This is a genomic window from Paenibacillus sp. J22FR83 (assembly GCF_059691955.1).
This window is the reverse complement of record NZ_JCAUAM010000001.1, coordinates 328,227-346,028: the sequence shown is the minus strand read 5'-3', so window position 1 is coordinate 346,028 and position 17,802 is coordinate 328,227. Positions and strand designations below refer to the sequence as shown.

General features: G+C 46.8%; 7 protein-coding genes. 4 read left to right on the top strand and 3 right to left on the bottom strand.

From position 1 onward, the window contains the following. Window positions 1–53: 53 nt before the first annotated feature. The 3 genes from AC58PV_RS01115 to AC58PV_RS01105 all read right to left on the bottom strand — a co-directional run bounded on the left by AC58PV_RS01115 (window position 54) and on the right by AC58PV_RS01105 (window position 4,689). On the bottom strand, window positions 54–1,613 hold the full coding sequence (locus AC58PV_RS01115) for a response regulator transcription factor (RefSeq protein ID WP_497430451.1): 1,560 nt from the start codon (window positions 1,611–1,613) through the stop codon (window positions 54–56). Then, a complete protein-coding gene (locus AC58PV_RS01110; RefSeq protein WP_497430450.1) occupies window positions 1,610–3,457 on the bottom strand; it encodes a sensor histidine kinase in 1,848 nt (615 codons plus the stop codon). The genes AC58PV_RS01115 and AC58PV_RS01110 overlap by 4 nt, the downstream gene beginning before the upstream one ends. Before the next feature lie 116 nt (window positions 3,458–3,573). After that, on the bottom strand, window positions 3,574–4,689 hold the full coding sequence (locus AC58PV_RS01105; protein ID WP_497430449.1) for a GntR family transcriptional regulator: 1,116 nt from the start codon (window positions 4,687–4,689) through the stop codon (window positions 3,574–3,576). 75 nt (window positions 4,690–4,764) lie between these two features. Here AC58PV_RS01105 and AC58PV_RS01100 point away from each other — a divergent pair, with 75 nt between their 5' ends. From AC58PV_RS01100 to AC58PV_RS01085, 4 genes are all read left to right on the top strand, one after another. After that, window positions 4,765–7,476, top strand: coding sequence for an alpha-mannosidase (locus AC58PV_RS01100; protein WP_497430448.1), 2,712 nt, complete (start codon window positions 4,765–4,767; stop codon window positions 7,474–7,476). Then, window positions 7,469–9,742 carry a heparinase II/III domain-containing protein gene (locus tag AC58PV_RS01095; RefSeq protein ID WP_497430447.1) on the top strand — a complete coding sequence of 758 codons (2,274 nt, stop codon included), beginning with the start codon at window positions 7,469–7,471 and terminating at the stop codon, window positions 9,740–9,742. The genes AC58PV_RS01100 and AC58PV_RS01095 overlap by 8 nt, the downstream gene beginning before the upstream one ends. A 188-nt stretch (window positions 9,743–9,930) precedes the next feature. Next, window positions 9,931–10,695, top strand: a complete 765-nt coding sequence (locus AC58PV_RS01090) for an SDR family oxidoreductase (RefSeq protein ID WP_497430446.1) — start codon at window positions 9,931–9,933, stop codon at window positions 10,693–10,695. A gap of 378 nt (window positions 10,696–11,073) precedes the next feature. After that, window positions 11,074–17,796, top strand: coding sequence for a sialate O-acetylesterase (locus AC58PV_RS01085; RefSeq protein ID WP_497430445.1), 6,723 nt, complete (start codon window positions 11,074–11,076; stop codon window positions 17,794–17,796). Window positions 17,797–17,802: the final 6 nt, after the last annotated feature.

The following is a 17,802-nucleotide window of genomic DNA, read 5'->3' as shown; positions in this document are numbered from 1 at the left end:
TAATAAATCTGCCGAGTATCTCGGCAGATTTATTTTTGTTAGCTTATCAGCAATTATTTTTGTTCACGACCATCCATGAATTGTTTTGGACTTTTGCCTGTCATTTTCTTGAATGTTCGGCTGAAATGTTCAGGGGAGGTATAGCCCACTCTATCGCATATTTCATAGATTTTCAGGTTGGACGATTTCATAAATTCAATCGCTTTGGTAATCCGAATGTGAGCCAGATAATTGGTGAATGTGGTATCCCCTTTTTCTGAGAAGAGACGACTAAGATAACTGCTGTTGATATTTAATTTGTTAGCAACGAATTGCAAGTTAATATCAGACATATAATTTTCTTCTACGTAATGCTTAACCTGATTGATCATTGAGTTCTCGCCATTATGGTTTTTCACGATCGCAATTGCGGAGGACAGCCATTTATTCAGGGAATCCAAATCTCCATAAAATTTCAAATGATCTTCATACGCATTACTTAGTTCGCGCAGCTCGCTGTGGAGTCCATTTTGCAACGCAAAATCCATGAAAATAAAATGATATTTCATGTAAAGCTCTTTGATCGCGCGAATATGACTGGCACTCACGACTTGCGGAGAAATACTGATCTTCTGAATGTCCGGTTTGCGCTTGTCAAAGAGGATGGCGCTCAACTGATCTTTCAAAATGGCAATTTGTTGGCGGCTATCAATGGTCAGCGGTGGCGTCTCTTCAAATTTGGCCGAGTAGGGAATAATTGAACCGTTGCCTGCAATAAAGCAATAATCAACGGACAGTCTCGCCTCATGAAGGAGCTGCGGCAGCGAGGAGAAGTCGCAAGAAACACGACTTACACCAAGGTTGATGCGGAAGCCATTCGGACGAAACGTGTTAACGGCATGTCTCAAATGTTGCATAATGCAACCTTCGGACTCTTGCCAGGCATAGAGCGTAAGAATTAAATATTCAAATGGTGATGTCTGAATAATTTCAACGAGCGCTTGGCTGCTGGAAGCGAGGATCTCTCCGTCAGGAGAGAGGCATCTCGCAATCGTTTCCTTCATGCTTGCCTCAGGCGTAGAGGCGTGTGCATCAAGCTTATTTAACCGTAATAGAAGCACGGTTACGCGCTTTTTATCCTGGTTGTATAACAACTCCTTTAAGGTGTCGAGATCGCTTGCCGTAATATTCTCTGCAGCCAGCCGACTTAATAATGTCTCTTTCATCAAATCTTTGCTGGAAATGGCTGCTAGTTTGGGGCGATCCTTTAATCGCAGATTGGACAAGGTGTGGTTAATATGCTCTTCTGTCATTTCGGATTTCAATAGATAATCTTTAGCACCTAGCAAGAAGGCTTCTTTGACCAGGTGAAACTCGTTAAAAGCGCTGATGACGAGGAAGGTGATATCCGGTCTGATGACTAAAGTCTCTTTGATTAACTGCAAGCCGTCCATTATCGGCATTCTCAAGTCTGTAATGACTAAGTCGATGTGCGTGTCATGCATAATCCGATGATAAGCGTCTTGTCCATTGTAGAACTCGCCTACCAAACGGATCGACAAATGATCCCATTGAATCATGCTCTTCAGCATCTGTCTGACATAAGGTTCGTCGTCAACAATAATGGCATTCATCCTAAACTTGCACCTCCTTCGCCGATCAAGTGAGCGTCCGCATCTTCCATATTGCTAAGCACGGGTAAAATGATGTACACAGTGGTGAACGAGTTTGCCTCATTCTCACTCTGACTCTCAATCTCGATGCCATAAGGTTCTCCGTATTGGAGCCGGATTCTTTTGTGAATGTTCATAAAGCCAATTCGCAAGGAATCAGAAGTTGTCGTCGGCTGATGATCGAGCAAGTTGTCTTTAACTGAGCGTGATATCCCAATTCCGTTATCGTGAACGGAGAGAACGAGTGTTGTACTATTTTTGAGATATGCGGATAAAATGATGTTGGCATTAGCGCCTGTATTCAAATTGTGATTGAGTCCGTGCATGATAGAATTCTCTACGATAGGCTGCAGAATCATATGTGGCACTAGCAAATGAGAGGTAGATTCCTCGATCTGGTATTCAACATGCAACTGATTATCGTACCTCAACTGCTGCAACCGAATATAGTCTTGAATATTCTGCATCTCCTCTCTCAAAGCAATCACATTGCTGGGATGACTGAGTGTATTGCGAAGTAATCGACTTAACGTGACCAGCATATGGGCCGTCGTTTCATCCCCATGTTTCATCGCTGAATAACGGATGGAATTAATCGTGTTGTATAAGAAATGGGGATTGATTTGATATTTCAGCATATCAATTTCAGATTTGCGTTTCTGATGTTCAATGTCAATGGTATGGCGAAATAAATTATCAATGCGATCCACCATTTGGTTGAAGCCGCTTGCAATTTGGCTGATTTCATTTGTGGAATTGGGCGCAACGGCCATTTTAATATTCATTTCACCGACCTTTTTCATGGCATTTGCTAGACGCTTGATCGGGAGCAGAATCTCTTTTGAAATAAAAAAAGAAAATAGAATCATTAACATCAGCAAGGCTACAACAAGAATGATGGAAAATAAAATAATGGATGAAGATGCTTCCGTGACATGCTTCGATGAGGACAACTGAATGATACGCCAATTGGTCGCATTCGACTTGTTCTGTAAAACAAAGAAGTCATCGAGATAGGACATCGTATCCAAGCTCTGATTAAGCGGAAGCTGCCCTGTCATGGTTGCGATGCGATGATCGCTTATCGGAAAAGTATGATCATTGCCAGCAATAACGGTGTTGTCGGTATCCAATACGCGAACGATACTGTCAGAGAAGCGGAGCTGGCTGCTCAGAAGATCATTCATCGTTTGCTGGTTGACCAGAAGTATGATTTGGCACAAGCTCTCAGAGGGATTATTTCCCATAATATTATAAATATTTTTGGTGATAACAGAATATTTTCCTTCGAAAACGCCAAAAGGACTGAGTTGATTGCTGAACCAGCGCATATTCGGACTAGCTTCGGTACTAGCGATGATCGGATTGTTCTTGAAGTCATTCGTAACAGAGACGAACGACTTGTAGCTATACACGACGCGACCGTCAATCACAACCATAGCGGCGGAGATGGCATCGTCGGTTGCAAACAGGCTTTTGATTTGCGGATCGAGGCTCATTGTACCGATATATTTGGCATGCTGGATATCTCCGTGCTTGATGTCGCCTAACGCTGATAGAACGAAACTGTAGAAAGTGGTTGAATTCGACAGGATGTCCATGTACTTCTGGAACCTTGTATATAGATCATCAAGGGATGCTTGGCTTTGACGAATATCAAACGAAATGGTGTTGACCAACTCTTTTTGAGCATTCGTTTTAATGTTCGAGTAAGAATAATACGAAAGAGCAAGAAGCGGTATAACGGAAAGAAATAAATAGTAGATAAAAAATTGATATTGGATTTTCGTTTTAATTGGAATCAACCCCAATGGCAATTAATAATGTTATAAATGAATATACAACATATTTACCGAATACAACTTGGATGTTATAATGCACACAAGGAGGCAGTGAAGGTGCCCGCCTCTGATGTGACTTGCTAGGATCGAGCAGGATTCGGATTAGTCGTTGAGCCGCGGACAATGAGTTCACTCGGGAGCCCGAGGTTGCGACGTTCCTGACCGGGGTTCTGGATCAAGGAAAGCACAAGTTTCGCGGCTTCGCTGCCCATCTGCTTCTCGTTCTGATTGACATACGTCAGTGGAACTTCGGACAGTTCGGACTTCTCGTAGTCGTCGAAACAGACGACTGATAGATCCCGTGGAACGACGAGACCCAAGTCTCGGGCGGCTTTCGTGGCGAACAGGCCGATTGTAGAAGTCGTCGTTACGATGGCGGAAACGTCAGGATTGTCCGAGATGTACTGCTTGATTTGGTCGTAGACCGGCAATCCGTTGTTCAGAATCAGGCGCAGCCGATAATCGATGAACAGCCCGGCATCGCTCAAAGCCTGCTCGTAACCACGCAGCCGATCCTCAATGCTCGTTGTGCCGGTGATCGCAGTGCTGATGAAGCTGATCTTCGTATGACCGAGATTCGTCAAATGCTGGGTCGCTTCATATGCCCCGGTGAAATTATCAGAGCTAACGCAATTGGCGTCAAGCCCCCGCAAATAACGGTCTACGATGACAAGCGGATAATTGCCTAGAGTCAACTTCAGGATTTCATTATTAAAAGTTTCTCCTTCCACCGGGTAAATAATAATGCCTTTCATCCCGAGCTGGGTAAGTTCTTTCAGTAATTTGATTTCTAACTCCTGCTGATCGTGGGTCAAGCGAAAGATGAGGTGATAGCCATGCGCAGCCAGTTCTTGTTCGAGACCAGTCATTAAGTTAGCGGTAAACAGATTATCAAGACGAGGCATAAGGAAGGCTACGCACGAACCCATGGTTCCCTGAGGCTCGTAGGCCAGGAACGGCGGTGAAGCATTGTCGGCGATAAAGGAACCTTTGCCTTGAATACGGTAGATTAGGCCTTGTTCCACGATATCAGCCATCGCGTTCTTGACTGTAATGCGGCTGACGTCAAACTGCTCGGCCAGTTCATTTTCCGAAGGGAGCTTGTCTCCGGGCTGCCAGATACCTTGCTGAATTTGGTTCATTATATACGTTTTTAATTGGATGTACATCGGAATTCTTGCTGGCGTGCTGGACATAGGTTTCATTTCCCCTTGTATTAAGTATATAACAAATATACAACTTATTTCTGTATTCGTAAAGGAGTGCTAGTCATGGTAAATAAACACGTACACGTTGTGTCACATTCGCATTGGGATCGGGAATGGTATATGCCTTTTGAGAAGCACCGGGTGCTTTTGGTGGAATTAATGGATACCCTCATCACCTTATTCGAGACGGATCCCAACTTTCAAAGCTTCCATTTGGACGGACAGACCATTGTGTTGGAAGATTATTTGCAAATAAGACCTGATAAGAAAGCTGTTATCGTGCGCATGGTGCAAGAGGGGAAACTCATTATTGGGCCTTGGTACATCCTTCAGGATGAGTTCCTGACCAGCAGTGAAGCGAATATCCGGAATTTATTAATTGGTCATCAGGATGCAAGAGAATATGGCACGATATGCAAACTGGGATACTTCCCTGATTCCTTTGGCAATATGGGGCAAGCGCCGCAGATTCTACTGCAGGCTGGCATGGATACGGCTGTTTTCGGCAGAGGGGTGAAACCCGTCGGATTCAACAATGAGGCAAAGGGGGAGTATGAATCTGCCTTCTCAGAAATGAAATGGCGGTCACCGGACGGCTCGACCGTGCTCGGTATTCTATTCGCCAACTGGTATCATAATGGCATGGAAATCCCAACGGATCAGGGCGAGGCTGCCGAGTACTGGGAGCGGAAGCTGAAGGACGCAGAGCGTTATGCCTCAACACCGCATTTGCTCTTTATGAATGGCTGCGATCATCAGCCAGTTCAGACGGATTTGTTAGCTGCGCTTCAGACTGCGCGTGACCTGTATCCCGATGTTACGTTTACGCATTCTAATTTTAATGATTACATCACTAGTGTTAAGGAGCATTTGCCAGAACATTTATCGATCGTTCAAGGCGAATTAAGAAGCCAACGCACGGATGGTTGGTGGACGCTTGTCAACACAGCCTCGGCTAGAGTGTATATTAAACAGCAGAATCAGCGAGTGCAAACCTTCTTGGAGAAGGTAGCCGAGCCTATGGCGACTTTTGCACATTGGCTGGGGCACGCGTATCCTAACCATCTGTTCACCTATGCCTGGAAAACGTTGATGCAAAATCACCCGCATGACAGTATTTGCGGATGCAGTGTGGATGAAGTACATCGTGAGATGATCACGCGATTTGACAAAAGCCTTCAGGTTGCTGAACAGATTACGACAGACAGTATACGAGCAATCATCGGGCAGATAGATACCCAATCAGCTTATGATAGGGGAGCAATCCCGTTTACGGTATTTAATACAACCGGCTGGGAGCGTTCAGGGGTGATCAGCGTTGACGTAGACGTGAAGCGAATTCCCTTTGGCGGCGATCGCAGAGAGAGTGTGGAGGCTTTAAAGGCGCTAAGCTTGGAAGGCTATGCTGTCGTGAATGCCGACGGCGAGCAGATAGACGCTAGGATTGAAGATCGTGGTGTGACATTTGGCTATGAGCTGCCCAAAGATAAATTCCGTCAACCGTATATGGCACGTTCTGTACGGGTGCATTTCTTAGCTCAAGCTGTTCCGGCCATGGGGTATACCACCTACGCATTAAGCCCGAATCAGGTGGAGCCAGTATCGGCTCCTTCAGATGTAAAGATGGCTGCGCGCAAGATGGAAAATGACTTCTTAGAGGTACACATCGCGGATGACGGGACATACGACATTATCGATAAGCGAAATGGCAAGACGTTTGCCGGCTTAGGAGCTTACGAGGATGTAGGGGACATCGGGAATGAGTATATTTTCAAAGCACCGGAAGGGGACATCCCGCTTACCACACGCGGCTTGCCTGCCCGCATTTATGTAGAAGAACAAACTTCCTATCGAAGTGTTGTAGCCATCGTTCACCAGTGGGAGATTCCTGCCAGCGCGGATGAAAGACTGAACCAGGAAATTCAGGAATTCGTGCCGTTCCTTGAACGGGAAGCGCAGCGAAGCAAAGAGACGGTGACTTTAACGGTCACAACTCGTCTTACGCTGGAACGTGGAATTCCCCTGTTAAAAGTAAAGACAAGTGTAACAAATGAAGCCAAAGATCATCGTGTTCGAGTTCTATTTCCGACGGATATCCTTGCAGATACGCATTATGTTGATTCGATTTTTGAAGTTGCTGAAAGAGCGACGCTTCCCGCTTCCGAATGGACGAACCCGAGCAACTGTCAACATCAGCAGGCTTTTGTTAACATACGCAAGGATACGCATGGTCTCACGGTCTATAACCTTGGATTAAACGAGTATGAGGTATTGCGTGACGACCGTGGAACAATCGCCGTGACCTTGCTGCGGGCTGTGCAGGAGCTTGGCGACTGGGGCGTCTTCCCAACCCCTGAGGCGCAGTGCCTCGGCGATCATGAGTTTGAATACGGCATCATCCCTCACGGCGCAATGCTTGATGCAGAACGCTCTTATGCCACGGCATATCAGGCTCAAGTGCCATGGATAGCACAACAGACGCCAGTGCAATCGGGCATTCTCCCCGTGAAGCATCAATTTGTACGTTGGTCAGGTGAAGGACTCGCGCTTTCCGCAGTTAAAATGAACGATGCCTCCGATGCGTTCATGATACGGTGGTTTAATATGACCAACCAGCCGGCGAAGCTGCACATTGAGGATGTATACAGCTCCAGTGGAACGCTGTATGTGAGCAATGTTTTGGAAGAAGAAGGGGATGCCATCGGCGAATCCCACCTGGTTTCGGTTCGACCTGCGGAAATCGTTACGATTGGAGGGAGAGTGAACAATGGCTGAACGTAGCAAGAAGGAGCATCCTTATTTATATTGGGATCGGGATTGGGTAGAGCGGTTCCAAGTACAGCTGCAACAAGATGCAGAAATGGCGCGATCATGGCAAACCTATGTGGCTAGTGCGGATCAGTTGCTGAAAGAATCCTTTACCGAAGAGGCTGAGGCGGACGGAGAGGATTCTCAGCATGGCCGCTATGGACCGCCAAGCGAGCAAGTTGCCAAGATGGGGACGATCCTTGGTCTTGTGTATCAAGTCACAGGGGAGCGGCACTATGGCGAGAAGTTGCGAGAAGCGCTTCTTCATTACAGTGCCTATCACAAATGGCACGGCAAAGGTCTGCTTCGAAACGATCCACCGTGGCATTCAGAGTTGAACACATCGCGCTTTTGCCACGGATTTGCCGTCGGTTATGACTGTATTTACGATTTGCTAAGTAGTGATGAACGCGCTACTGTCCGTCAAGGTCTGCTGGAGCTTGGTGTACTGCCTACGTTGAAGGATTGGGTTTTTGCCGACACCCGTATCCATACGCTCGATTCCATGGGTCATAATTGGTGGGCGGTCATGATCGGATTAGCAGGTGTCGGCGTTCTCTCGGTCATGAATGAGGAACCTGCTGCGTGCGCATGGCTAGAAGAGATCGTTCGCATTTTTCCAGAATATTTCCTGTACAAGGGCAGTGTGTTGGGCAATAAAAGTTTGAATTACGATGAAGCGGGAGCCTTCTATGAAAGTGTGAATTATGCCGATTATGGGTTGTATGAATATCTAGTATTCCGACTCGCTTATCAAACTTCATTCGGGTATACGGATTTCACCGACATCCCTGTGCTGGCAACAGCTGGAGACTTGTTCCTGCATACGACGTATCCGTCTTCCGAGCGGCCACTAACTGTCAATTTTGGTGACGGACATTTCTATAAGGGTGCTGTTCAGGCAGCGAAGATGCTGTTGGCGAATGGGCTTGAAGATTCAAGGCTGCGTTGGTATCTCACAGAATGGCAAGCGGAGTATGGATTTTATGATTTTATTCAGTATGAGCGTATATGGCAAGGGGCCTCGAATCCTCCATCTGAAGCCGATACTTCGGTTATCTATAGAGATATCGGCTGGGCAACGATGCGTGACGATTGGGATAAAGATAGCACCCTGCTGGTGGTAAAGTCGGGCTTCACCTGGAATCATGCGCATGCGGATGCGGGTTCATTTGTTCTGTATCATAAAGGGCGGGCGCTACTGACGGACTCCGGAAATTGCTCGTATGACCGACCGGAATATCTCGACTATTACGTGCAGAGCGAAGCGCATAATGTGGTGCTCTTTAACGGCGAGGGGCAATTGAAGTCGGATGTCCCTCGGGGCGTGAAAGAGCCTGGTCACGTGTACCATCTAGTGGATCACGCGGGCATTCGTTATGTGTACGCGGACGCAACAGGCCCGATGTCCCAGCATTTCTCGAGAAATTTCCGCCATTTCATCTGGGTTGACGGTGTCATCCTTATCATTGACGATGTGCGATCGCACGAGAAAGGCAACCTGCAATGGCTGCTGCACTACGAAGGGGAAGCCGAAATCAGGGGGAGTGGCTCCGTGCGTGTAACGAACGGTGAGGCCAGTGTCGATGTTACGCATCTATTTCCACAAGACTTGGTTATTCAGGAAAAAGAGGGCCTGGCTGATCATGCTCCGGATACAAAAGTAACCTATTTGTCATTTGAAACTAGCGAATCGGTTGCTGAGGCTAAATTTATTACCGCTGTGATACCGGTAGAACCGGAGAAGCCGCTTCCCATAGTGACTGCGCTGGAGGGACACGAAATGCTTGGTGTCCGGATTCGATCAGGCGGCAAGCAGACGGATGTGTACTTGAACCTCCGCGCTGATGGCCGGATTATGCATCAGAATTGCATACGTAAGTTGCACGGCTGGGAAACAGATGCCTACCTCGTTGTGGTTACCCGTCCTGAAGGTGCTGACGAAGACGACTGGACGAACGTGGAGCGCTGCTTCATCGGGTATGGAAGCGTGCTCCGCCATAGCGGACACACGTTGTTCGCTTCGATGTCGAGAGCGACCGCTTGTTTGGAGCTAAGCCCAGCGGAGGTTTCTGTCGCACTCCGTGGCCAGCCATACCTTCGCGCAGAGGTACGGCCAACGGTTATGCCGCAACGCGTGAAAGTCGAAGGAGATGCAGAGCTCATTTCCAAAGACAACGGCGTTATCGTCATTACTCAACAGACAACCATGCCTGCAAGGCGTCCTGGTTGATCGAATGATTTTTCTAAATAGCTGGATTTTCAATGCCGCTTCGTTTTCCTATTTCATGCTCGGAGAGATTTCCGGGGGATAGGAGGGCGATTGCGGCTTCTTTTCGTTGAATATGAGAGCAAGTTTCAAAATTTACCTTGTGTTATAACTATCGTGTAACGTATTTGATATATAAGGAGACTAAAATCATGACTAGATTAAAGGGGAAAGTTGCTTTGGTTACGGGAGCAAGCAGGGGGATTGGACGTGCCATTGCGACGCGTTTGGCACAAGAAGGAGCATTAGTAGCTGTTCATTATGGCACGAGCCGAGCTGCTGCAGAAGAAGTAGTACACGATATTGAACAAAATGGAGGAACAGCATTCACGATCGGTACAAAACTTGGTTCTTTAGAAAGCATACAGACACTTTATAAGACATTGGATGAATTGTTGCAAGAGCGTACAGGTGACACTCACTTCGATATACTAGTGAACAACGCAGGCATCGCTCTAGTAGCCCCAATCGAGGATACTACGGAAGAGGCATACGAAGAAGTTATGAAAATAAACGTAAAAACACCATTTTTCCTGACTCAACAAGCTTTGCCACGCTTGCGAGACGAAGGTCGAATTATTAACTTGTCGTCCGCTGTAACGAGGATTTCCCTCCCTATTATTCCTGCATATAGTATGACCAAGGGAGCAATTAACACGCTAACACTCGTTTTATCCAACCAACTCGGCTCACGTGGCATTACAATCAATGCCATCCAACCTGGATTCGTTGCCACGGATATGAATGCCGCAATGCTGCAAGATCCTGCTTCACAAAAATATGGTGCTGATTTTTCTGTCTTTGGAAGATGGGGGCAACCAGAAGATGTCGCTGATATAGCTGCTTTTCTAGCTTCTTCGGACAGTCGCTGGGTAACCGGGCAATTAATCGATGCCAGTGGAGGCTCTCATTTGTAAATACGAGGGGCAATCCGCCAAAGAGGTCTGTTTATCCATTGAACTTTCGAATACGTTAAATCAATAACAAGCGGCAGTCTAGGACATTATTTTTTAGTCCATGACTGCCGCTTTTCGTTGGTCGTGTAGCTTGTCCTGCATTGGATTTAAAAGTCTTAGGTAACAATATGTCAAGTTTTGTAAATAAACATCATTCAATTCAGCGGGGGAGAGATATATAGTAAGTGGAGAAAGAGAATGTAAGCGATTTCTTTCGTTTCGATTAATAGTCCAAGGGGGGATGAAGTTATAGAGGTATAAGCAAAAAAGTGGAGTGAACATGCACTAATATGGCTTTGACTGCTAATCCAAAGATCAATGAAACAGGAGGAAAATAGCATGCATGCAAAAAAGCTATTGGCGGTTCTCTTGTGTATCATGTTGGTAATGCCATTCATGATACAGACAAGTGTTTCGGCCTCAACCACTAAAGGAGTTATGGATAATCATATTGTCCAGAAAATCTTTGATAGTAAGGAACTTAAGCCCTATACACAAACCAATCCTACTCGTTATGGATTTGGAACGGGCTATACCAATTCGGTTGATTTAGATGTGTCATCGGTGGCTCCGGCCAATCTAGCCTTGAGTCTGCAGCTCTATGTAGAGAATACAGATCATCCTGGCAGCATCCAAGATTTGATTAAAACTGTCGGCGGGAACGGCCGGCTAGAAGTGTCGGATAATCAAATCGGCGGACATTATTTAATGTACAACTCCAAAGATTTGAAGCGGGCAGACGGTACTGAAATTCAGTCAGGCTGGAACGACATTTTGCTTCCATTTTCAGTAATGGGTAATGTTGGGGCAGTCGATCTGGCGCATATCCGATTTTTCCGTTTAGAGTACTGGGGCTTCACCGTTAAGCCAGATACGTATGTCATCCGGATGAAAGATGTCAATATCGTGGATATGTCCCGTCCGGCCGATCCGGTGCTCCCTGTGCAATACGACACTACGCCTCATGTGGCAGATATTCCTTTCGCCAAGACGTATGAGATTACCGGTGGCGGAAGTGCTGGAACTCCCACAGCCGTGTACGGTGTTCAATTTCCTCCAATTGACGCTTCACACCACGATATCAAGAAGGTTAAGTTGGTCATGGATACCGAATTGGAAAACCTGACCCATCCTGGGAATATTACGGTGCTATCCCAAGTGTCGGGCCAACTTGAGCTTAGCAGCAGCGGTGGCAACGACGTAAATGAATTGAATTTTGGTGTCGGATCGTTGAATTGGCAAAACGGCAAATCCAGCGTTTCCGTTATGTTGACTACCGGTGGCGCCACAGGTGGAACAATTGATACTTCCAAAATCAATTATATGCGCCTCTATATGACCAATTGGCCGGCTGCCTTTACGGACAAATTGGTGCTCAAAATATCGAATGTTCGCTTGATTGATATCACCAATGCGACCACGCTGCCGACTTTCTTCAACGACGGCATGTTGTTTCAGCAGAAGAAACCCATGAATATTTGGGGTTATGCGGATGAAGGTAAAAACATAAAAGTGGAATTGTTCAAAGGCAATGAGACAACCGCGCTGGAGACCAAGAACGCAGTTGTCATGGCTTCTAGAAGATGGGATGTGGCATTATCCCCTAGAGATGGCAGCTATGACAGTTACAAAATTGTTGTAAGTGAAGGCGATACCGTCATTCAGACTATCAAGGATGTTGCCATAGGCGAATTATGGCTTGCGAGCGGGCAGTCCAACATGGCATTAAACGTGGGCACCTCGATGACAGGCGCAGCTGAAATAGCCAATGCGAATAACCATAACATCCGTTTTTTCCTAGTTCCTACATATCCTGCTGGGCAAACTGGCTCTCAGCCGATTGATCCGCTGCCTGATATTGCCGGAGCTTACTGGGGGGCAGGCGACAAAGGGAATCAAGTTAGCAGCTGTTCTGCCGCCGCCTATTTCATGGCCAAAGAACTGCAGGCGAAGCTGAATGTGCCTGTAGGCGTTATCAGCGCTGCTACTGGAGGTACCATCATTGAAGCGTGGCTGCCGCGTTTGGCCATCGAAGGTGATGCAGCAGTCAAAACAGCCATGATAAAACGCGGTTTGTACTATGATGCCAATTGGTGGCCATCCGATGCAGGTAAAATGTCCAGTCTGTACAATCAGAAAATCGGTCCACTTGCAGGAACCAACATTGCCGGTACGATCTGGTATCAGGGCGAAAGCAACTCCAACCGGAGTGAAATCTATGATATTGAATTAAATCTGTTGAAAAAGAGCTGGAGCGACGCATTTGGCTTCGCAAATAATACGATGCCGTTGATCGAAGCACAAGTTGCCCCGGATCAGTATGACGTCGGCAACATCAACCCGCAGCATCTCGGCTGGTTGGCTGAACGTATGACCAAGGCCTACTTGGCCAACGCTGACAAGAATATGACCCTTTTTCCGATCTACGACGTTCCACTGACGCATGTACTGAACGGTACGTCGCCTGGCGCGATCCATCCTCGTACAAAGGAACAGGTTGGCAAACGGTTTGCCGATAGTGCCATGAGTTTGGTATACGGCGCGGGCGATTTGAAATCGGCTCCAATCTATCAAAGCATGGCCGTTTCCGGCAATGCGATTACCCTTACTTTTGACAATGTAGGAGAAGGCCTTACGTCTTATAACGATATTTCCCTTCATGGTTTCAGTATTGCTGGGGCAGACCATCTCTATATTACCGCCAAGGCTGAAGTTACAGGAACGAACACTGTTAAAGTATGGAGCAATATGGTTTCAGATCCGAAGAACGTCATCTACGCGTTTGACAATTTCAATAACAATGCCAACCTGGTTGGTACCGCCAGAGGAGATTATTATATTCCGGTTAGCCCTTTCCGTACTACCCCGTATGAAGATAACACCAATGCGCCCGACCCAAGTGTCAGTTATTATACGGAGCAAGGTTGGATGTACGCAGACAAAGACGAGTGGGTTTATGACAAAAACGATACCACATTGAACGCCTTCGGGATTCATCCGTCTTGGAAGTCCGGGGTTGTTGGCACCACAACTGCGGTGACGTATGGGTATTCGTCCGCTTTGAAGCTGGAAGGTGCTTCTGCCTTGCAAGTGAACTATGCTGATGCTGCGGGCAAAGTAATCGGCGTAAGCCCGATCCTGACATATGACAGCTTGAAATTTAAAGCGGGCTATTATAACTATTTGTCAGTCAATGTCCTCAACGCTAATGAAACTGCCGCCAAACTGGCACTGCAATTCGTAAGCGGCGGTAAGACGTATACGGCAGCTGTTGCCGAAACGAGTTCATATGAACAGAGCCTTGTCCCAGACAACAAGTTTAGGACTGTCACCTTCGATCTGCGCAAATTGTTCGATGGCACCCAAGTTGTAACCGATACCAAAACTTTGCTCAATGCTTTGACTGATATGCAGTTTACCTTTACTGGGGTAACCGAAGGCAGTCTGTATCTCGATCAAGTAATGGTCGGTGCCACAGTCGGTATGAAGACTGATGCCGAGCTGACAGCTGCTAATCAGACATTTGATGCTGCCGCTATGCGGACGCAACTGCAAGCACTTTTTGTAGATACCAGCCCATATTCCGCTGCTTCCTTGATTGCTTACAATGCGGCTAAAGCTGCTGCTGACACTTTGCTCCAGGCAAACAGCACCGATATTGTCAAACTTGGTCAGGCGATAGATCATATCAATGCGGCTATAAGCGCGTTAATTGTTAAGCCTGTTAGCAAAGAAGCGCTGCTCGCTGAGTTGAACAAAAAACCTGTGGATTCCACGCCGTACAGCACGGTTTCATGGGATGCCTACTTGGTGAAATGGCAAGGGGCTAAATCCGTCTATGACAACAATCAAGCCACTGACGAACAGGTAGCCACTGCTACAGCGGAGTTGGCAACTGCCTTTGGCAACCTTCAATCCTTACCTGCCTTGCTGGAATTCGGAGAGACAGTTGTGGAACAAGGTATCGTCTATACGAAATACAACGGCAATCCCTCTTCCGAAGCTCAAACTTTCGTAGAAGAGCATGCAGGAGATACGGTTGGGCGTATTAGCGCTCAAAAATATTTGTACGCTACGTTAAGTGCAGATTCTCCCCTTAGAGGTGCCGAAGATGTCATTTTTACCATTCAATATTACGATGTCGGTTCACAGAAACCATTCTTAGAGCTGGGTCAAAAGTCTACAGGAAACGCTTACAGTAACAGACGTTTTATACAACTATATAATACTGGCGAGCTTGTCACTTTGAAAATCTATGTGAGTGATGCCCAAATGAGGAAGGCACAAAATGGCGGTGCTGACTTCCGGATATTAGCTTCTGGTGGAGATTTTTATGTGAAAAGTATACGTGTGGAGAGCGGCAAGGAACCGTCTATTGATGAGACAATACCACCTGCATTTGCCGGGGAAACGCCAAGTAATAACATGATCGGCAAGACGGTTGCCGGTTATCAGATGTGGTTTAATGCCAATGCAACCAATTCAGGATGGGTTCATTGGAACGCTGGGACGAGACCAGGTGTGGGCCAGCTTAAATTTGAAAATTGGCCGGATGTCAGGGAGTATCCCGACAATGCACTATTTCCAACCAATTTCGATAACCTGGAAACCGGCGAACAAGCCAAATTATTTACATCCAAGAATAAAGACGTCGTGGACTTACATGTTTCTTGGTTACGTGATTATGGCATAGACGGGTTAGCTGTTCAGCGGTTTTATAGTACAACGGAAGAAGTCGAAAGTCCTATACCCAATAATATAAACATGGTTCAAGAGGCATCCGAAAAGTATAACAAACTATTCTATGTCATGTATGATTTGTCGGGATCAGGAAGTGTAGGAAACGCTGCGATAGACCGAATCAAAAAAGATTGGGTCTATAACATCGAACGAAAAGGCATAGTTAGCTCATCGAGTTATGCCCATGCAAAAGGTAAACCGGTAGTTAACTTATGGGGACTTGCAGGAGACAACCCGTCGAGATACCCGAGCGCCAGCGCTGCCCTCACTCTGATTCATTGGTTCCAAGACAGAGGTTATTATGTTATCGGCGGGCTGCCTGATAATACTTGGGCATCGGTCACTAATGATTATGCTGCGGTCTATCAGTCTCTTGATATGGCCTCCCCTTGGACGGTAGGGCGGTTCAATGGCTCAGAGGCCGCCAAAGATTGGTGGGAGCGAGCAGACCAACGATTGGATCGAGAACTGGCGTATTGCGAGCAATACGGAATCGACTTCCAGCCTGTTGTTTTCCCTGGGTTTGCTTGGTCGAATCTGCGAAATGGTCTGAATTCGAAGCCAAATGAGATAGGGAGAGAAAGCGGAGAATTCATGTGGACGCAGGCGGCGCTACTCAGAGAGCATGGTCTTCGGACAACGTATATCGCCATGTTTGATGAGTTTGATGAAGGTACTCAAATCATAAAAGGTGCTGAAGACTCTTATGAGATCCCCAAAGGAGAGCAGTATGTATACACACAAGCCTCAGAGGGGACTTGGCTTTCTTCCGATTTTTATTTGCGGCTGACGGGAGCCATTGCCGAGTTGAATAATCGTGATATTACGGAGAGCAATCCTGTCCGCTATGAAGTGCCGATTGCGGATTCGCTAGGTCCTGTTTACTGGCGGAATGGCTTTGAAAAACGCGTCGCTGCAGGCGGAGAACTGACCAACGTTGACGTAGGCATTTACAATCCCGAGGATACCAATGGGCGCGAAAATCCGAAAATTATGAAGCGGGTGAATTCGAACCCTGGATTGGACGCTTTTGCCATCGAGAAAGGTACTTTTCATAGAGGCGCGTATTCATTCCGATTTAGCGGTAAATCAGCAAACGGTTCCGAGAATGCTAAGCTTTATGCACGCATTGCGCCAACCCAAATAAAGATTCAGAATAATTTGGAACTATCCTATTATTTGAAAGCAGAAGACGAATTAGGTCGGCACGCATTCATTGATCTTTTGTTTGACGACGGTACGTATTTAAGCGATAGAGCTGGGTTTACGGGCAAAAGCGCAAAGGGCACCGTAGGCGAATGGGAGAAGGTTTCCTATTATTTAAATGCTTCTTTCTTAGGCAAGACGATCGTAGCGGTTATCGCGGCCTATGATAACACGGCAGATGGCGTTTATACGGCTTATATGGATGATATTACGATTCAAACAGCGCAAAATCCTGAAGTGCCAGCCTCGCCGGTCCTTAGTCAAGCGATGCTTACAGTTGACACGACTTCCCTTCAAGTTGGCGCATCGGCTTCAACGTTGATCGAGGGCACGCTTAACAATGCAGCTCCTGCTGATCTCACAGTAGCCACGGTTACGTACGGTTCAAGCAATGGAGCCGTTGCAACGGTGGATGCCCTAGGGCATATCACTGCCATAGCTGAAGGTACTGCGCAGATTACAGCTGCGGTTACGCTGCAGGGGGTAACTGTGCACACCAATGCGGTAACGATTACAGTGCTGAAGCCGTTGTCGTCGGGAGTTCCAGGTATGCCAGTCTTATCATCCAACAACGGATACGCTTCGGGATTGAGCGATGGTAATTACACCGTAACCATGCATATGTGGTGGGGGAATAACGGTACGCTATTCAAATTGTATGAGAATGGCGTACTCATCTCTACACAAACGTTAACGGATGCGGCTCCTGCAGCGCAAATGGCTGAAGTCGCGATACGTGGTAATGCGAACGGCACTTATACGTACACGAGTGAGCTTATTAACTCATTCGGTAGGACGACGAGCAGTCCGTTTGTTGTCACCGTCACGAACGCATCGCCAGGTAAACCGGAGCTTTCCCATGATAATTGGGATGGAGACGGTACGTTTACGATTGCGATGAACATGTGGTGGGGAACCAATGCGACAGAATATCGTCTATACGAGAATGAGGTGTTAATCGATACGAAATTATTGCAAGCGGCAACGCCTGGTGCTCAAAGCACACGGAGTGCAATTTCTGGACGCGGTGTCGGTACTTACAAGTACCGAAGTGACTTGGTCAATGCAAGTGGAGTAACTTCAAGTGACGTGCTAACTGTACAAGTGACGAAATAATTAAAT